Annotated in this window: 16 protein-coding genes and 2 pseudogenes; 8 read left to right on the forward strand and 10 right to left on the reverse strand. The window is 43.0% G+C overall.

The annotated features are described in order from the left end of the window. Nucleotides 1-103: 103 nt before the first annotated feature. Nucleotides 104-907, reverse strand: a complete 804-nt coding sequence (locus MKY75_RS13480; RefSeq protein WP_029517404.1) for a discoidin domain-containing protein — start codon at nucleotides 905-907, stop codon at nucleotides 104-106. A gap of 170 nt (nucleotides 908-1,077) precedes the next feature. Next, a pseudogene (locus MKY75_RS13485) lies at nucleotides 1,078-1,212 on the reverse strand (NucA/NucB deoxyribonuclease domain-containing protein); the annotation flags it as partial. A gap of 36 nt (nucleotides 1,213-1,248) precedes the next feature. On the opposite strand from MKY75_RS13485, the gene MKY75_RS13490 reads away from it, so the two are divergent. Then, a complete protein-coding gene (locus MKY75_RS13490) occupies nucleotides 1,249-1,494 on the forward strand; it encodes a hypothetical protein (RefSeq protein ID WP_340885637.1) in 246 nt (81 codons plus the stop codon). 1,070 nt (nucleotides 1,495-2,564) lie between these two features. On the opposite strand, the gene MKY75_RS13495 is transcribed toward MKY75_RS13490, so the two are convergent. From MKY75_RS13495 to MKY75_RS13510, 3 genes and pseudogenes are all read right to left on the reverse strand, one after another. Further along, nucleotides 2,565-2,867 (reverse strand): hypothetical protein, encoded by a 303-nt coding sequence (locus MKY75_RS13495; RefSeq protein ID WP_340885639.1) that lies wholly within the window; start codon nucleotides 2,865-2,867, stop codon nucleotides 2,565-2,567. A gap of 64 nt (nucleotides 2,868-2,931) precedes the next feature. Continuing rightward, nucleotides 2,932-3,884 (reverse strand): annotated as a pseudogene (locus MKY75_RS13505) (GH25 family lysozyme). After that, nucleotides 3,862-4,254: a phage holin family protein gene (locus MKY75_RS13510; RefSeq protein WP_340887093.1), complete on the reverse strand. Its 393-nt coding sequence runs from the start codon at nucleotides 4,252-4,254 to the stop codon at nucleotides 3,862-3,864. The pseudogene MKY75_RS13505 and the gene MKY75_RS13510 overlap by 23 nt, the downstream one beginning before the upstream one ends. Before the next feature lie 623 nt (nucleotides 4,255-4,877). On the opposite strand from MKY75_RS13510, the gene abc-f reads away from it, so the two are divergent. The 5 genes from abc-f to MKY75_RS13535 all read left to right on the forward strand — a co-directional run bounded on the left by abc-f (nucleotide 4,878) and on the right by MKY75_RS13535 (nucleotide 11,285). Then, nucleotides 4,878-6,365 (forward strand): ribosomal protection-like ABC-F family protein, encoded by a 1,488-nt coding sequence (gene abc-f / locus MKY75_RS13515; protein WP_029517849.1) that lies wholly within the window; start codon nucleotides 4,878-4,880, stop codon nucleotides 6,363-6,365. A 635-nt stretch (nucleotides 6,366-7,000) separates the two neighbouring features. Beyond that, entirely contained in the window at nucleotides 7,001-7,210 is a 210-nt protein-coding gene (locus tag MKY75_RS13520) for a hypothetical protein (RefSeq protein ID WP_029517850.1), read from the forward strand. A 92-nt stretch (nucleotides 7,211-7,302) separates the two neighbouring features. After that, entirely contained in the window at nucleotides 7,303-8,919 is a 1,617-nt protein-coding gene (locus MKY75_RS13525) for a spore germination protein (RefSeq protein ID WP_029517851.1), read from the forward strand. A gap of 12 nt (nucleotides 8,920-8,931) precedes the next feature. Continuing rightward, nucleotides 8,932-10,158 carry a Ger(x)C family spore germination protein gene (locus MKY75_RS13530; protein ID WP_340885642.1) on the forward strand — a complete coding sequence of 409 codons (1,227 nt, stop codon included), beginning with the start codon at nucleotides 8,932-8,934 and terminating at the stop codon, nucleotides 10,156-10,158. Between the two features lie 29 nt (nucleotides 10,159-10,187). Further along, nucleotides 10,188-11,285, forward strand: coding sequence for a GerAB/ArcD/ProY family transporter (locus MKY75_RS13535; RefSeq protein WP_029517853.1), 1,098 nt, complete (start codon nucleotides 10,188-10,190; stop codon nucleotides 11,283-11,285). A gap of 895 nt (nucleotides 11,286-12,180) precedes the next feature. Here the strand turns inward: MKY75_RS13535 and MKY75_RS13540 are convergent. Then, nucleotides 12,181-12,933, reverse strand: coding sequence for a BclA C-terminal domain-containing protein (locus MKY75_RS13540; RefSeq protein ID WP_165146707.1), 753 nt, complete (start codon nucleotides 12,931-12,933; stop codon nucleotides 12,181-12,183). A gap of 239 nt (nucleotides 12,934-13,172) precedes the next feature. Between MKY75_RS13540 and MKY75_RS13545 the strand changes: the two genes are divergently transcribed. Together MKY75_RS13545 and MKY75_RS13550 are read left to right on the forward strand one after the other, a co-directional pair. Beyond that, the gene (locus tag MKY75_RS13545) at nucleotides 13,173-13,607 is read left to right on the forward strand and encodes a hypothetical protein (protein WP_029517855.1); all 435 of its coding nucleotides are present in this window, start codon (nucleotides 13,173-13,175) and stop codon (nucleotides 13,605-13,607) included. Nucleotides 13,608-13,720: 113 nt separating this feature from the next. Next, nucleotides 13,721-13,942, forward strand: a complete 222-nt coding sequence (locus MKY75_RS13550) for a DUF6199 family natural product biosynthesis protein (protein WP_340885645.1) — start codon at nucleotides 13,721-13,723, stop codon at nucleotides 13,940-13,942. Between the two features lie 377 nt (nucleotides 13,943-14,319). Here MKY75_RS13550 and MKY75_RS13555 read toward each other — a convergent pair. The 4 genes from MKY75_RS13555 to MKY75_RS13570 all read right to left on the reverse strand — a co-directional run bounded on the left by MKY75_RS13555 (nucleotide 14,320) and on the right by MKY75_RS13570 (nucleotide 17,628). Then, nucleotides 14,320-15,398, reverse strand: a protein-coding gene (locus MKY75_RS13555; protein ID WP_152526729.1) for an IS3 family transposase whose coding sequence is annotated in 2 segments (ribosomal slippage) — nucleotides 14,320-15,197 and nucleotides 15,197-15,398 — 1,080 coding nt in all. Because the reading frame shifts where the segments join, the coding sequence is not laid out codon by codon here. 376 nt (nucleotides 15,399-15,774) lie between these two features. Next, nucleotides 15,775-16,218: a hypothetical protein gene (locus tag MKY75_RS13560; RefSeq protein WP_165146710.1), complete on the reverse strand. Its 444-nt coding sequence runs from the start codon at nucleotides 16,216-16,218 to the stop codon at nucleotides 15,775-15,777. After that, nucleotides 16,208-16,597, reverse strand: a complete 390-nt coding sequence (locus tag MKY75_RS13565) for a hypothetical protein (protein ID WP_025724058.1) — start codon at nucleotides 16,595-16,597, stop codon at nucleotides 16,208-16,210. The genes MKY75_RS13560 and MKY75_RS13565 overlap by 11 nt, the downstream gene beginning before the upstream one ends. A 17-nt stretch (nucleotides 16,598-16,614) precedes the next feature. Further along, a complete protein-coding gene (locus MKY75_RS13570; protein WP_165146716.1) occupies nucleotides 16,615-17,628 on the reverse strand; it encodes a major capsid protein in 1,014 nt (337 codons plus the stop codon). Nucleotides 17,629-17,643 lie beyond the last annotated feature (15 nt).

Here is a 17,643-nt window from a genome sequence, read left to right on the forward strand (position 1 = left end):
AATTATATGAAGAAGCTAAAACGAAATATAATTCAGCCTAACACAGACCTGTTAGAAACGTTAAAAGCTCTGCCGACCAATTAAGGTTAGCAGAGCTTTTTATTTATTTAGAGTATTCACTTACTTCAAACGTTAGGATACGATCATATAGCATGTAATCCTTACGGCTACTGAATGGGCCTTTATTGTTATCGTGCTTATTGATAGCATATGATGCTGATCCAGAACCAGCCTGCTTGCTTTCGTACCAGGCAATAAAGTCATTGACTTCTTTCATGCTTAGGTCGAATTCCTTTTCCAAACCAGTTGTCATGGTAACTACCAGAATTGTACGATCCCCGTTTGGAGTCGGTTCCTCTGTTCCTGGGTTAGGAGTGGAACTTGATACCTTAGACATCATCTCTAATTCGCCAAGAGTTATATACTGACTTCCATTGTTTGCTGTAATATTAATTCTATAGTCCTTGTATGAATTAGAATTAGAAAAAGTGAATTTTTTTGGAGTGCTATCTACCCATTCAGTGATATTTGACTGAGTGTCAAGCGCGTTCCAAGTAACCCCATCATTTGATCCTTCAAAAGTCCAATCTTTAGGGGCCCGGTCGGTTGCCGTTGTCTGTGGATATATAACGTATTGTTCAATAACTTCAGGTTTAGGAAAGTCATATCTTAACCATGCAGTATTTTCATTAGATCCCCAAGCACTAGAGATAGTAGCAAAATCCCCGTCAAAAGATCTATATGCGTATGAAAATTCGTTGCTCGCACTTGCCACGCCAGATGGCAAATTGTTAGATGTCATTTTAGGAATTAAATTTTCTGAGTACTCTGCTTCAGCTGCAAAGACATTCGATAAGGGTAGAGATAAAAGAACTAAAAATAAAATCGTTATACATGCTTTCTTCATTAAATGATCCTCCAATATGTTTAATAGAACTAAGAATAATTTAATTGAGGAAATGTGTCTAAACATAAACTTGCTTATCTATAAATATATTCTATATTTTTGCATATTTATTTTTTATTGGGTATTAAAAAGAACTCATTCCAGCTTCTATACTGGTTGAGTCCTTGTTTTTATTTCACGATAAACCTCACTTTGATTCCATCAGCATACTTTTCTAACTGATGACTTACCCATGATCCTGCTCCCCGGTTATCACTAGGGGTTATGTATCTGATATCAGCACCTACGCCACCTTCTCCACACATTCTATCGTCACACTAAAAAAAGAGAAAATAACTTCAATGTCCAGCAGTAATGATAAGCTGCTCCTCATAACCACTCGATTCATTAATGGTGGCAATCCAGAGTATAGTCTGATTGATATTGCAACAGGTAAGCGCACCAAAATAAAGTTGCCTATTTTATCCCGCCAATTTGTCTATATGTCCCCGGACGGCAAGGGTATCTATTATTTGGGTAGCGCCTCTGAGAAAAATGAGGAGGACGGACGAGGCGTATATTATTATGATTTCACATCGAAAATTTAAACCCCCATTTTCATACAAAAAGAGGGTTTTATCAATAACTTCATACTGCTGAACAAGTAATTATTCTGTTGAACTATGCCAAAAAGCCGGAAAGAAGTTTACGCTTTCTCTCCGGCTTTCTTTATCTGATTCCAATCACTAAACCTATTGCGTAACTTCTCCCACAGTCGCACCTTTGAGCACTCTTCTCTTACTAGCTTGGCCAGTAGAGCTTTTAGTGTTTACTTTGAAATTGTATCCGATTAGTCTATTCGGTAGTAACAGTCATTTGATCGGGTGTTTTTGGCGCAGTAATAGGGGCAGGAGCAGGGCTTATTGCACAAATCCTTAAAAACCAAGATAAGGGCAAAGGAATTACGATTAACTTGATGCGTACAGGATATTCCATCACAAACAACTCTTAATTCCCATCTTTAACAGCCCCCATCGGAGTACAAGATAGGCATAATGAGTAAAGGGAGCTGATATTATCTATAATTCATTCACTTCAATATTTTTCGTTGTACTTGCTATAATAATTCAAATTACAATACGAAAATTGGAGCCTCGGATAAGTAAAAGCACAATGTTGAAAGTGAGAATTGCAATAACAACAACAGTCCTGCTTGTCGGAGTCGTGTTGTATATAATTGACCCTCAGTGGTGGATCGTGATTGCTTTTGCAATATTTTTCTGTATACTGCTTGTTATGCTTTTTGTGATTTTTTTGAAAAGACGTAGTAAATCACATTGATTTATGATTTGCATGCTCAGCGTTTAACAAGAGCCTTCCTTAAATGGAGGGCTTTTATATTACATACCAAATCTTATGGGTACATCCTATATGAGCAAAAACAAAAAAAGCCCCACCAGCCGAAACCAGCAGGGCATTAGTTTTTTAGATTTACTCCGTAATGACTGGAGTTTGTACGGAATCTACTAATGCAGAAATAGGCTCGGGTGCAGATTGAACCTGAGCGTCTGGCATTACCTCAGCCGTAGCCTGTGCCAAGAAATCATTAAGCTTTGCAGCCAGATCCGATACAGCTTCCTTAGCTGCTACTTGTGCCGCTTCCTCATTTGGCTGTGCTTCATAGCGAGTACCGCTTTTGTTTTAGCCTTATACTCCAGATATGCCTTCTCAATTGCTGCTTGTAACTCCGTAGACGATACACAATGCCCTGTTCCGTAAGCCGTAAGGATGCATACTGTAAAGCCTCATGCATCTTATGAACCCCACCAGCATCTTTAAACGTAGTCTGAGCAAATGCAAAAGCCTCTCCTGCTACTTTATGGATTACCTCACGTTGTGCTGCCGTTGTACGCGCTTCTAGCCACACGTTAACCTTAGTCTTGAGTTTATTCAGACCTCCTAAAACAAATGCTGTAAGCACACCCGCAGCGGCTGTGACAATGGTATTTACATAGGCTGTACAGTTTCGATAATTGTTTGCATGATTACTTTTCCCCTTTCGTTTTCAACGATGCGATTTTATTTTTTGAATCCCAGGACACTACAGCACCGTATGCCGCCGCAACGGGTCTGAGCTGCACGTATGCCACTCCTTCGACCAGTTGGATAAATTGCAGCTTGGCTCCATTTAAATAAGCGACCTTGAGACTGGTGTCCCAATGACACGATAAGCCTAACACAGTAGCAAGCACACGCAGCGGAACATACGTCCTGCCACTATAGAGCAGCGTCTTCCCTACACCTGTTTGCCATTTACGACGAACGTACCGGACGTGACTGTCTCCGGCTGCTCAGGGCGCTTTGTGAAACGTTCACGCAGCTCGTCCGCCGTACCATCATACTCATTCATATCCACGTTCCCTTTTATCCCTGCTACCTTGCCGCTGTCGCTGTATTGCCAAATATCCCAACGTTTCCACGTCACTGTGTCGCTTGGGACACGAGTATCACTGTACCGAGCTATCCATAATGGGTAACCACCCAAAGAGGCGTTAAAATTCGCTGCAAATGCATTACCTGTATAGACAATGGGCTTGCGTCCTGTAAGTCGCTCCAGTTCGAGAAGAAAAGCCAAAGCTACAGCGCTAATAAGCGTTTTGGACAGGTTACCGGGATTATTTTCATAATCCATTACAGGCGGCAAGTCTAGCGTTTTCCCACCACCTACCTGTTCCAATACTTCGGCAAAATGCCGCGCTTCCGCTTTAGCTGCCTCAACAGTGGTGGCATCTAAAAAGTGGTATGCACCCGGCAATACCCCGACTGCTCTGGCTCCTTTTGCATTCGTGGTGAATGTAGGATCAACGTAACGTTGCCCCTGGCTGGCGTTAATAAAAGCAAAAGATATACCATCTGCCTTGACCGCCTTCCAATCAATCTTTCCTTGATAACGGGATACGTCGATCCCTCTTGCATTACGGCTGTTTCGTCGTTGCATCCTCTTTCTCTCCTTCCTTACCACCTTTACTTTTCAAAACTTCTACGGCATGTCGGATCACAGGCGGGATAGGAGCGCCGAGTCTGCCGCCATTCTCCAAAATGGACAGCAGTTCATTTGCCATATAAAAATAGGCGACCGCATCCCGGAAAAGGTGCGAATCGCCTAAGACTCCATTGATTAGATGAGATACAGCAACTATTGTAAAAATAAATACCTCTCGAGCGATACCGATAAGACCAATCTTGCTTTTTAAGCCGGGTCCGGTTCCCTTCTTACCTTCTGCGCCAGCGGCAAATAATCTGGTCACATAATCAATAATGACCAGCGCGAGCAACACCCCCAATACTATATACAATCCTTTAAGTATTTTTCTTTCCGGCGTGCTGGCTGTGAAGCAATGACAGCAGAAATGACTAACAGTCAATTCTTCAACTGGTCTTGTTAAATCCAGTTGTATATATCCATGTTGACTTTATTTTTGCCATGGGTTTCATCACCTCCTCAAGACGCAAAATAAGGCCCTGAGTTATCAGAGACTTCCATACTTAAATATTAAATTGGTTCTGCTGCTATAACGCTAGGTATTTTAAAAACCCATATGTTATCAACCTAATACGAACGAGCAGGATAGTTGAATAACAGGAATTGATCTAAGGAGCATGTCGAACTACGCGAGGCTTCAGCCTAACAGGGCTACGCAGGTTGTAGTTAAATTACTATTGTGATAAACTGGATGTAATTTGATGACGGGAGTTGAACGGATACATGTAGAACTTTCTTGCTTTGAGATCACGAAAAGAACGGACTCAGCGATCGGCTGTGGTCGTTTTATTCATCTCTGCAAGAAAGGTCTACGTTTCGTTTGCGCTCCCTCTCCGGACAGTCATACGGCCCCTTGAAATGGGGCCGTATTTCCTCGTATGGATTAGAGCCGCAAGATAGCACCTTTCTTGCGGCTCTTTTTTATTTCCAAACGAAAGGATGACTGCCATGCCCGCCATTCAGGTAACCAATCTTACTTTTGCCTATCCAGGCAGCTATGACCCCATATTCGAAAATGTTCATTTTCAAATTGATACAGACTGGAAGTTGGGCTTTACGGGGCGAAACGGTCGGGGGAAAACGACGTTCTTAAACCTGTTGCAGGAGAAATACGAATACAGCGGTACAATCTCCACACCAGTCGTCTTTGATTATTTTCCGTTTCCCGTCGAGCACCCGGAGTATTTGACCTTAGACGTCGTCGAAGAGATCGTGCCAAGCTATGAGAGCTGGAAGTTGATGCGCGAACTGAACCTGCTTAAGATTTCAGAAGACGTGTTGTACCGGCCATTCGAATCGCTGTCCCAAGGGGAACAGACGAAGGTATTGCTGGCCGTGCTATTCATCCAAGACAATCGATTTCTGCTCATCGACGAACCGACCAATCATCTCGACTTGCACGCACGCAAGCTTGTCGCCGATTATCTGAATACGAAGCGCGGTTTTATTCTTGTTTCACACGACCGGGCTTTTCTCGACCGCTGCGTGGATCATATTCTATCGATCAACAAAACGAATATCGAAATCCAAAAAGGCAACTTCTCCAGTTGGTGGACGAACAAAACTCGCCAAGATACGTTCGAAATGGCACAAAACGAAAAGCTGTACAAAGACATACAGCGTTTATCTGCTTCTGCTAAACGTACTAGCGGCTGGTCTTTCGAGACCGAAAAATCGAAAAACGGCACACGAAACTCCGGCTCCAAGCTTGACAAGGGATACGTCGGGCATAAGGCAGCGAAAATGATGAAACGCTCGAAATCCATCGAACAGCGGCAACACGCCGCTTTAGAGGAAAAATCGAAATTGCTCCGAAATATCGAACAGTCAGAAAGCCTTGCGATCTCTCAGCTCGTGTATCCCAAATCGGAATTGGCTATGCTGGATCACGTCACGATTTACTACGGGGAAAGAGCGGTTTGCAAGAACATTTGTCTGACGATCGAACCAGGAGATCGGATTGCAATTTCAGGTCCAAATGGTTCAGGTAAGTCTAGCTTGCTCCGCCTGCTGAACGATGAGACGCTACATTATACAGGTACGTTTCAGCGGGAGCCGCAGCTTCGCGTTTCCTATGTATCCCAGAATACTTCTCATCTGCGAGGAACGCTTTCCGATTATGCAGCAGAGCACAGAATTGACGAAAGCTTATTTAAGGCCGTGTTACGTAAGCTAGATTTCGCCCGCATCCAGTTTGAGAAGGATATATCGGCGTTTAGCGGCGGGCAGAAGAAGAAGGTTCTAATCGCGAGAAGCCTATGTGAGGAGGCTCATCTGCATATTTGGGACGAACCGCTCAACTTTATCGACGTGATTTCCCGGATGCAAATTGAGGAGCTGTTGCTTGAGTACACGCCGACCATTGTATTCGTGGAACATGATCGGGAATTTCATGACCGTGTCGCCACGAAAACGATTGAACTCGGTGGAGATTAGAAATTTACAAAGTGACTTGGAGTAAGACATGATTTAAACGGCAGAAAGCTTTGCACAACAACTTTTATGAAAAGGGAAGCGATTGAACTTAAGGGACACGAGAGTTCAATAGAACATCGGCAGTCTAGGATTTTATTTTATTTTCTTATCCATGGCTGCCGATTCTTTCTATTGGGGGCATTCTAATAGTTATTTCACTAAGACTGAGAGCTATATTATTCTACAGCGGGTTTTGCTTCCATAATATCGTCTCCCCTTATAAAAGAGTAAAAACCTCTCCAAACTGAAGCGCCCCCTGTCAAGTGGACAGCTATCAAAAAGCAATATTTAAGTGCTCTGCCTCCCTCACGGTAGCCAACGAAAAATGACATCTGGCAAGAATATCTTTAAATGGTGATTTCCGGAGGACTTTTTTGTGCTTTAAATAACTTCGCAAGTGCTCCTCTTATGAGCCAGATGCTTCATTTGATTTTAATTCATTCTTTGCAACATGTATTAGAGCAGCCAACGATGTGAAAATCCACTTTTCCCGATGCCAGAGCATTTGCGCAGAAAATGATATATCCGGTAAATCCTATGGTAAAGCAACCAAATTTGTTCTCTGTGAAAGTCATCAACAATCAATGAGGAACGAGATGCCAGCAGATGATCTGGAGATACCACCATTCGAAATGACTCATCTTTTAAAAACTCTGAATGAAGGTCTTTGGCTACAACGAATCCATCCAATACAAAAACGACATCCGCAAGCCCTTCTCTTAGACTGTGTCTATACCGGCCAACAATTTTTGCCGTATGCCACTAAAAAAGCTTCTACTATTGTAAACATAGTTGAAATAAATTGATATAAAAACATCTTTTGGAAGGTGTGTACATATAAATCGTGGAATAGCAACATATTACAGTTAACCGCTATCTAGAAGGGAACTGTATTGCTATGGTTGACAAGTTAAAAAAATGGCTGTTTAAGCAGCCTTCACGATCTAAAAATGGCACGAGCTCTGAACCAGTTAATGATAAAAAATCGACTGAGTTATCCAAGGAACTGAGTGGCACGCTTAAGGACAACGTGACCTTGCTGAAGCAGGAAATAGGACATAGCACGGATTTCATTCTTCGTTGTTTGAACGATAAACAGGGCAATCCGGTTCTCGCTGTAGGTTTTCTTCAAGGCCTGATTGATCAGCAAATTTTAACGACACTGCTGGAGGAACTTACTGCAGGTATTCGAAATGGGGATCTCTCCGATCGTAATGTTGAAAGTTGGTTGATGGATCGTATTCCTATTGGGGGCATCACTTGCCTTAAAAATGAGAAAGCACTTATCCATGCCGTTCTTTATGGACAGGTGGTTCTCCTTGTCGAAGGCAGCACCAAGGCCTTTGCTGCTTCTATGAGCGGGGGGGCTAAAAGAGCGGTTGAGGAGCCAACATCGCAGACAGTAATTCGCGGTCCTAAAGAGGGGTTTACAGAGGATATATCCACCAATATCGCACTCCTCCGGAGAAGGATCAAATCAACTGAACTCCACTTTGATTCTCGAATTATCGGATCATACACGCAGACGAAGGTATCGGTGGCATATATTCGAGGCATTGCAGATCCAGAGGTGGTTAAGGAAATCTCCAGACGATTAGATTCCATTAACACGGACAGTATTCTCGAAAGTGGATATATCGAGGAATTTATTCAAGATGGGGTATGGACCCCCTTTCCAACCATATATAACACTGAGCGCCCGGATACTGTAGCAGGCAGCTTGCTTGAGGGGTTAGTAGCGATATTGGTTGATGGGACTCCGTTTGTATTGATTGCTCCTGTAACCTTTTTTCGGTTCATCGCATCCAGTGAAGACTACTACCAACGTTATGATCTGGCATCTTTTCTTCGAATCGTTCGAATGGCATCCTTTTTCTTGGCATTGCTATTACCCTCATTCTTTATTGCAACAACAACGTTTCACCAGGAAATGCTGCCTACAACAATGCTCATCACTTTGGCTGCGCAGAGAGAGAATACACCATTGCCAGCCCTGCTTGAAGCAATGCTAATGGAGCTGACCTTTGAGGTTATTCGCGAAGCAGGAGTACGAATGCCGCGCGCCGTAGGGCCTGCAATCTCTATCGTTGGGGCATTGGTTCTTGGACAAGCTGCTGTACAGGCGGGATTGGTTTCTGCAGCTATGGTGATTGTGGTTTCATTCACAGCTATCTGCAACTTTGTACTACCTGCGATCAATATGGCGGGGGCTGTTCGTTTGCTCAGATTTGGACTCATGCTGTTAGCGGGTTTATTTGGATTATACGGCGTTTTGGCGGGCTTGGTTCCCATCCTCGTTCGATTAGTATCTGTGAATTCGTTCGGCGTTCCTTATATGATGCCGCTCGCACCTTTCTATACGAGCAATATGAAAGACCTGTTTGTGCGTGTACCTTGGTGGAAGATGAAGAAACGGCCGAAAATGATTGGGGATGTCAATCCAGTAAGACAGGCAACGGAACAGGAATCATTTGCAGAACAAGCGGGGGAACACAGCCGAGATCCCATGGCGTAAGGAGGAACCGATATGTCCCAATCAGGCAGATTTATTTTGGCCTTGGTCATATTATTCATTTTGGCGGGTTGCTGGAACCGAGTCGAACTGAATGAGCTGTGGGTAACTGCGGCTACAGGAGTAGATATGATGGACGACGGACAGTGGATGATGTCCTATCAGATTATTATTCCCTCCGCCCTTGCAAGTGGTACCGGAGGAGGAACGGGAGGGTCTTCTCAACCGGCATCCCATGTATTCTCAGTAAAGTCCAAAACCTATAACCAGGCGTTATCGTACAGCAATTTAAAAACATCAAGACAAATCTACATAGCACATAATCGTGTTGTATTTATCGGTAAGAGAGCGGCTGAGAAAGGAATGGACCGTTTAATTGATTTTTATCTTCGTAATACGGAAGCAAGGGAGATGGTAACTATGATTGTAACGGACGGCTTAGCATCCGATCTATTAAAGAAATTACTGCCGCCTGAAAAACTTCAAGGCGTCGCCATGGCTGAATTAGTCGACAAAGAGAGTGATATTTTATCGGTGTTTCCGAAAGTTAGGGTTTATGATTTCGTATTAAGCATGAACTCGGATTCCAAATCTATTGGAGTACCGGTCGCCGAGTTGACCGGAGAAGGGGACTATCAGGATGTGAAGGAAGCAGAGAGTCTGGATGTCTTCAAAAAAACCTCGGCCCCGCTCAAACTGGCATTGACTAAATTGGCGGTATTCCAAAAAGGAAAGCTCAAAGGGTTTCTCAACAAGGAAGAGAGTCTGGGTGTATCTTATCTGTCTCAAAAGATTAACAACAGCGAAATTTCGTTCCCATGCAGCAAACAGCCCGGTAGGGAAATGTACTCTTCCATACTAGTAAACTCTGCTAATGTAAAGCTTACACCCAGAAAAACCAGTTCTCATTACACTATGCAGGTTGGAGTGAAAATTAATGGGACTTTAAATGAAACTACATGCACTAAGGATATTTCCAAGACGAAGACCATACATGATCTGGAAGAAGAGATTGCAAAAGAAGTGACCAGTACGATAAATAAGGGCTGGGCTAAACTTCAGGAACTTGGTGTAGACGCAACTGGTTTTGCTGACCGGATTCACCGGAGGTTCCCAAGGGAGTGGGGAACGGTGAAAAAAGACTGGGATCAGGAATTCAAGAAGATAGAACTGGACATTCGAGTGGATGCACGGATTCAGCGTCCTGGCCTCCTACAGAAGCATATCGGAAGTCAAACCTAACCCATTTTGTATAAAGGGGCTTTAAAAGTATGAATAAAACCGTCACCAGGGTATCCGGGTTAGCTATCGCTTTTTCCTTGTTTCAGGTTGGCAGTACAACCTTATTCCTCTTGGGAGCTACAGCCAAGCAGGATGCATGGCTAGCCATGCTGATCGGCGCACTTGTAGGCTTCGTCTTGCTAATCATGTATTTATACATGCATAAACTTGATCCACATCGAGATTTGTACGAGCTCCTATGCCATTATTGGGGAAAATGGATAGGTAGTCTGGGTGGTCTTCTGTTCATCAGTTACTTTGCTTATGAAGCTTCCAGGAGTGTCAGGGACATTGGTGAGCTCGGCGCATTGACATTACTTAACAGAACTCCTACCGAAGTTATTACGTTTATAGCGTTAATTGTCTGTGCCGATGTAGTGTGGTTTGGACCGAGGGTCTGGTTCCTTCTATGTCATATCTTCCTTCTTCTATTGGTTTTTGGTTATGGCATTTTATTATTGCTTACTCCTTTTACAGGACTCATTCACTTTGAATTTTTATTTCCTGTATTGGAGAATGGTCTAACTCCCGTAGTGAAGGCTGCCATTCCCGAGATCGTGTCTTTTCCCTTCGGGCAGACGGTTCTTTTTCTTGTGCTGTTCAAGATTGTTACGGATAAACGTAAATTACAGCGGTCAATCGTCATTGTTTACTGGATCACTGCTGTGTTCCTTATTGTAATGAATGAACTAACAATCCTGGTTTTAGGTCCGGAATGGGCAGCATCAAGCACCTATCCCTTATTTGAGGTTACACAACTAATTCAGCTACCGAAGATCGTTGAGAGAGCTGATGTCCTGTTTTCGATGATTCTATTTATTGGAATCGGAATCAAAACGGCTGGTTTTATGTTTGGTGCCGTCATTGGGCTTCAAACGATAACCCCCTTTAGATATAAGCCTGCTTTACTGTTGCTAAGTATCATCATATACGCCCTTACGTTTCTCTCCTCTAGGTTAACCGAATTTTTGTGGTTCGGTCTTCATGTAGCCTTGGTTCGAGTTTGGCCTATCTTTCAGATTGCTCTGCCTGTCCTCCTTTTCCTGACCATGCTAATTCGGAAGAAAAAGAGAAGGACTTATAGTTAGCTATAGCCTTCTCAACACTGTCTAATTTCTTCTTTGTCTTAGCCACATTGGATTCTCTAATGACTAATGTTGAAGAACTTACTGATGTTTTCGACAATTTGTCAGCAATCTTTAGCTTCATGATTCGATTGCCTTTGCTGTTTTACTATGCTGTGCCTTTACGCTTACCACTATGGCATTTTCAGAAAGAGAATTTCCATTTACCTTGAAGGTGTCTTGGTTTATCTCACCAATGGGCCATATCCCCTAGAGCCCCAAGGGGTTTCACTATTTAGTAAAGTACAGATATTGATCACGTTCCCACTGGTGAACTTGTGTGCGATACAGATACAAGTAGCTCCGGCAAATCTCCATTAGTGTGATTCAGGTCAATTATTTACGCCCGCTGATGCTTTTTTGACAGCCAGTTAAAAATGCCTCACTGATTGGAGTTACTTGGAACTGTTCGCCCTACCAATGTCCATCTTTGACGCTAACCGATGCCGGATGGACTACATTCGCAAACTACTATAAATACAGAATAACGTCTGACTTATCCAGATTTACTATTGATCTTCGTGCGAATAAATTTCTTTTTTAAATGCCACAACAAAAAGAAGGTAGGAAAAGTTTCCTAACCTTCTTAGCATTCATATTTCAATGTTTGAATAATATCATTGTTTTTTTACAATGTTACTGCGGATTTACCATTTTAACTTTAAAGATAGGCTTTGGAGTAGTGATAGTGTTTAATGGATCTTATTACTGCCACTACGTTCTCTTGCCATGCTATACAATCCCTCCCCCATAAATTCGTCTGCTTACTATAAGTGAATTAGACAAACTGACGATATGAAATCGTACAGTCTTTTCTAAAGCGGCTACATATAATGTTCTATATATCATTAAAAATGGCTTAAACGGTCAACTTTAATATAGTAAGAGTAGTATTGGTAAAGTTATGAAGTTGGGCTGGGGTTGCATTTGCATTTACCAATTGAATAGTTGTAGGAACGACCCCTACAGTAATAATGACTTCTGCCGAAATTGGTCCGCCACCGTTACCCGTGAAGGGAACAGGAGTAACAGGGATTCCATTTACGGTAAGGTTAAAGGCAGCATCACCTTGGTTATGAATTGTAAAATCTATTAGATAGCTTCCCGTTTCGTTGATTGTTATCGTTGTAGATGGAGGAGTGAAAGTAAATGCACCACCAACATTAGCCAAAACTCCAGTAAAGGTAATTGGTGAGTTACCCGGAACTGTGTCCGTTCCCGTACCAGGATCTGCTCGGAAGACACTTAAGAAGTCTGATATCCCGCCGCCTGCTGGCCCTGCTGGCCCTGCTGCCCCCGTTGCTCCTGCGGGTCCTACCGCTCCTGCCGGTCCCACTGGTCCTGCTGGCCCCACTGCTCCTGCTGGCCCTACTGCTCCTGCGGGTCCTGTTGGTCCGGGAATTCCTTGAAAACCTTGTAGCCCTTGCTGGCCTTGAGCACCTGGAACTCCCTGTGGACCCGGCAGTCCCTGCGCTCCCTGCGGTCCCTGAGGTCCTTGAGGTCCTCGGATCCCTTTAACAATAACTTTCGGTAAAACTTTGACTTTTTTAACTACACATCTTCTAAATTTTCTCCGATGCATTTTCTTTTGCCAATAATAATGTCTAAACATAATTAATGATCACCTCCAAAGTCTAGTCAAAGTAGCTTATTGTGCAATTAACCAAAAAGATTGGGCTGTTGACTTGATCTTGGGAAAATAGGCATAGGTCTGACCCTATCGTGTTAGATTATTACTGCTTATCCTTCTAAAGCTTAATAGCCCTACTATCAACCGATCCAGCCCCTGCACTGTATGTATCTTTCTATTTCCAGCTTGCAAAATCTTTACCCAAAAAAGGAGATGAGATAATGACTAGATTGTTAGATGCTCGAACATCTCAAAACGCAAGTTACGGTAATACGATCTCAATCTCCATGCCAGCCAATACTCCTGTTGCCATCGCAGAGCTTGGCTTAGACGTGACGGGCGCTGGGGAAAATATGCGTGTACAATTATCAGGGATTGCTGAGCTTTCATTTCCCACTACTCCACCTTTTGACTCCGTTATTGCTATTTCTATTGTTAGAGGCACTCTCGACTCTCCTGTTGCATACGCCCTTTACTCTGTTAGTGTCTCCGAAGCAAACCCAAACGCTGTACAGGTCGTTACTATTAATGCATCCGATTACAATGTCCCTCTACCACCATCAAATGAATTAGTGTATACCTTATATTTATTTTGCACAGCGGATGCCACCCGAATAGGAATAGAAAGTTTTAATGCGGTTGCCTATTCAGATTAACATTACACCATCATATGGAGGGCAAAGCCCTCTTTTTTTCCATCTGTCCTTGAGGGACGACATTTTCCATCTGTCGTTCTTTTTTGGTATAGTTTACTTAAGGAGTTGATCAAATGGGATTCATGCTTATTTTTATTGCAATTATTTTTTTCTCACTTGGTATTTTAAGTAAACGTAACCCCACTTGGGGATGGCGTGCAAACGAAGCCTGGAAGATCAAAGGTGACTCAGAACCAAGCGACGCTTACATTGACGGCATGAAATTTAGAGGCTCTGTATCTATACTCTTTGGGTCCTTCTTTTTAGTATGTGGACTTTTGGTTATCTTCCTATAAGTTCCACTACTTGTTACCAATCACCAAAATACCATATCGAAACGGAATTTGCTGTTTGGCTGATGCTCCTCAAATATCATTTAGCATATTTTCAAAACAGAAATCTGTCTCTCATCCAAAGCTTCCAGTAATCGATTTTCCTTAATCTTCTGAGACCGACCTGCCGCTGTAGTAAGCTGCAGTAAGTAGTAAAGATCATTTTTCTCGCATAGTATTTAGTCATCAAACCAGCCATCCTATAAGGAAGAACAATGTAAAACTCGACTCGTCACTCTCGAGAGTGAGTGGTTTAGAAGTGCCAGTATACCCGGGTGTAATGACTTGTTTTCTTTCTAAGTCTTCAAGGCATCCAACACATATGGATTGTCAACACTAAACTAGACAATTTTTTTGTGGTGTCTCTGCTTGAACTCAGCTGGACTCAAGTAATCCAGAGAACCGTGAATCCGAATATGGTTAAACCAGTGTACATAGCCATGTAATTCTGTGGTTAGCTCAGCAAGACTTTCAAAATGACGTTTCTTCACAAATTCCGTTTTGAAAATTTTAAAAGTAGCTTCCGCAACGGCATTGTCATAGGGACAGCACTTCATGCTCAAAGAACGCTCAATCTGAAAAGCCTTTAGCGCATCGTCGATGAGCTTATTCTTGAATTCATTGCCTCGGTCGGTATGGAAGAGTTGAATGTCATTCAGGTTGCCCTTAATTGAAGCCAAAGCACGGTAAACCAGCTTGGCCTCCTTGTGAGGGCCTGCACTGTAGCCAATAATCTCGCGGTTAAACAGAACTACAAAGAAGCATACGTAGTTCCAATATGAACCCACTCGGACGTACGTCAGATCGCTTACGACGACAGACAACGCTTGCTCTTGTTCAAATTTCCGGTCCAGTACATTCGCTTGCTTGGCTTCATTGCATCTCGTGGGATGAGGCTTGTACTGAGCAACCGTATACGAGGAAACCACCCCGTATTCCTTCATGATTCGTCCAATACTCCGCCTGAATACCGTAGAGCCTTGCTGGTGTAACGCTTTTTTGATCTTACGCGTACCGTAGTTTTGACGGCTGCTTTGAAAAATGTCCATAATCAGGGAGGGAAGCTCACCCTCCGATGTCACTTCTACTTTGTTTTCTTCATAATAATAGGTGCTTCTCGGGAGTTTTAGGACGTCGCACATTGCTGATACCGAGTATTTATGTTTATTCTGGCGAATGACATTTACTTTCGTCCCATGATCAGCGCGGCTTGCTTTAATATGTCATTCTCCATGAGCAGTTGCTTGTTCTGTTTTCGAAGTTCGAGCAGTTCTAATTCCTCTGGAATCCGGTTGTCTTTCTCTTTGAAGGATCCAGATGTGGAACTCTGTTTCACCCATTTATCCAACGATGAAGGATTCAAATCATATTCTTGAATGATATCCTTTCGTGCTTTGCCACTTTGATAGAGCTGAACCATCTACGCTTTAAATTCAGCGCTAAAGGTACGTCTTTCTTTTTTAGTCATGATCCGTTTGCTCCTTCTAGGTTGGTCTGTAGTCTACTATATTAGACCACAATTTTTCTGTCTAGAAGAGTGTAGCCGATCCAGTTTGTATCATAGGACTGCTGAAGCGCTGGACTTCAATTAAAACGTTCGTTTTAATCAGAGAGCAGTGGTTGTCCTCCTCAGTTGTTGTACGTAGAGTCTGTACCAAATACGACGATTCGTTCTGAACTATATCTCCCGGCTTTACAAATGATTTCCGAAGAAAACAAACCATTGTACATATACTCTTTTAACGACATCAGGCTCACCATTGACAGTACAAGGTGAATGCCTATGAGCGAAGTCTTTAAACATTAGTTTGCCGCCTTTCTCTCGCCCGAGTCGGCCCAGCTACACCGAATACCGGAACATCTGTCCCATGCTGTACTGTTGATATGGACTCGATTAACTCATAGGCTTCATCAACAAGCTGAACAGCGTATTTATTCCAATCAACAGCCTGATTTTCAAAAGAGAAGTCAAAGTCCTTTTTAGACTTCTTGATTCTCGCTGTCATGGAAGGGACCAGTATGGCAGCAACCATACAAACGGCTGCTGCATACACATAAGTTTGATCCTCACCAGTTAACTCAGCATAATCAGGAACGGCTTTTACAATCCTCGATTCTCCAATGGGCAAAACAGAAAGAGCGTCTATGTCAGCATCGGATATTACATCCTCACCAACGCCTAGACGCCCTCTAATCTCCTCGTGATATGTTTCTGTAGTGAGTATCTTATTAGTTGCCATCTGCTGCACCGCCTGCAGCACTGATAGCCTGTTTCAATTCTTCAATACTCATTTTGGTGTATCCGGGTATTTTCAATTCCTTAGCTGAGGCTTTCAATTCTTTCAACTCACCATCGGACTGAAGAATATCAATTTGCTCAAGTAATTCTGCTTCTCGCGCTTTGGACTGTTCTAATTCGGCCTGAAGTTGCAACTCCCGTTCTGAAGGAGAACCATCAAGAGCCCCATTACCATCTACAATCTCCGCAAGCAATTGCCCAGTTGCGGCATTACGGATTTCATTCTTTGCGATATCTACAAGACCATCAGGGGCATCTGTTACGATGTCCCCCGAATTGTATTGCCCAACAGCATCAACCAATACTCTTACAGTTGTCATAAATTCGATCTCCTCCCTTACGCCACTGTTGCGAAGATATGCCAGTTAACGTATTTCAGACGCGGTAGCACTGTTGCACCATTGATGGCTTGCCATTGATCGGGGTCTCCTTTGATCAACTTAGTCAGTACAAACTTTCCTGTATGACCGGTGAAAATGTCTTCATAGTTATTCGGGCCGGTCACAAGATCCATAATTGAGCCTGTCATACCTTGACCGATTATGATTACTGCATTATCTGGAATGAACGGATAGAATACGCCAGAGTCATCAATGTAACCACCATCGTAAACTTCATACTTAAGACCATTCAAATTTTGGCTGACAATTTCAGCAAGCGAACCGTCAGTGACAACATCTTTACCAAAAGTGTACTTGATCAATTCGCGGATTTTAGCATTCTGCTTCAAATAGATATCGACTTTCTTATTAACAATAATTTTAACAGGACGAGCCCCACTCCCTCGGAATCGAAGTGACCAGCCATCTAAGTCAGCCAATGGATCTGCTGTTTCGGTATTACTCCACAATACGGCTGCTGTTGGCTTGTTATTAGCTGGAACACCATAGTCAATCGTTCTGGCTGGTTTGGTGGATGTGGCTGGTACAATAAGTTTTCCCGTTAATGACTGCCATCTCATCCACTCAAACCGTGTCTCAAGGCGAAGGTTCAGACCGACCATTTTCTCAATCATGTATTCTTCGCCCCACTTTTGCTCAAGACTGTTGCCTGGCTTTCTCAATGTAGCAATCTTTTCACGGTCAATAACAACCTTTTCTCTCCATTCTTGGTTCGTGAAGTTCATGTGTTTCACCACAGGTGGAGTATGAATAGGTGAAGGATCATTCAATCCTGTAGGTGGCGTCATACCCGTATCGTCATAGGTGATGTCGTATTCAATAGTGAGTCCAAGTTCCGGTTTGAAGTCAACTCCATTGGTTAGCAGTTGAGCCCCTCGAAAGCTGTTAATATCTGTTCGGATGTTCTGAACGACTTCCGTAAGGAAATATGGATCAAGTACGTTTGCCATGTGTGTTTATCCCCC

The sequence above is a fragment of the Paenibacillus sp. FSL L8-0663 genome, from assembly GCF_038008125.1.
Lineage (GTDB): Bacteria > Bacillota > Bacilli > Paenibacillales > Paenibacillaceae > Paenibacillus > Paenibacillus polymyxa_D.

Bases quoted from the DNA above. Each gene is read 5' to 3' on its own strand.
- MKY75_RS13480 (WP_029517404.1), bottom strand. From the start codon at position 907: ATGAAGAAAGCATGTATAACGATTTTATTTTTAGTTCTTTTATCTCTA.
- MKY75_RS13490 (WP_340885637.1), top strand. From the start codon at position 1,249: ATGTCCAGCAGTAATGATAAGCTGCTCCTCATAACCACTCGATTCATT.
- abc-f (WP_029517849.1), top strand. From the start codon at position 4,878: ATGCCCGCCATTCAGGTAACCAATCTTACTTTTGCCTATCCAGGCAGC.
- MKY75_RS13520 (WP_029517850.1), top strand. From the start codon at position 7,001: ATGCCAGCAGATGATCTGGAGATACCACCATTCGAAATGACTCATCTT.
- MKY75_RS13525 (WP_029517851.1), top strand. From the start codon at position 7,303: ATGGTTGACAAGTTAAAAAAATGGCTGTTTAAGCAGCCTTCACGATCT.
- MKY75_RS13530 (WP_340885642.1), top strand. From the start codon at position 8,932: ATGTCCCAATCAGGCAGATTTATTTTGGCCTTGGTCATATTATTCATT.
- MKY75_RS13535 (WP_029517853.1), top strand. From the start codon at position 10,188: ATGAATAAAACCGTCACCAGGGTATCCGGGTTAGCTATCGCTTTTTCC.
- MKY75_RS13540 (WP_165146707.1), bottom strand. From the start codon at position 12,933: ATGTTTAGACATTATTATTGGCAAAAGAAAATGCATCGGAGAAAATTT.
- MKY75_RS13545 (WP_029517855.1), top strand. From the start codon at position 13,173: ATGACTAGATTGTTAGATGCTCGAACATCTCAAAACGCAAGTTACGGT.
- MKY75_RS13550 (WP_340885645.1), top strand. From the start codon at position 13,721: ATGGGATTCATGCTTATTTTTATTGCAATTATTTTTTTCTCACTTGGT.
- MKY75_RS13560 (WP_165146710.1), bottom strand. From the start codon at position 16,218: ATGGCAACTAATAAGATACTCACTACAGAAACATATCACGAGGAGATT.
- MKY75_RS13565 (WP_025724058.1), bottom strand. From the start codon at position 16,597: ATGACAACTGTAAGAGTATTGGTTGATGCTGTTGGGCAATACAATTCG.
- MKY75_RS13570 (WP_165146716.1), bottom strand. From the start codon at position 17,628: ATGGCAAACGTACTTGATCCATATTTCCTTACGGAAGTCGTTCAGAAC.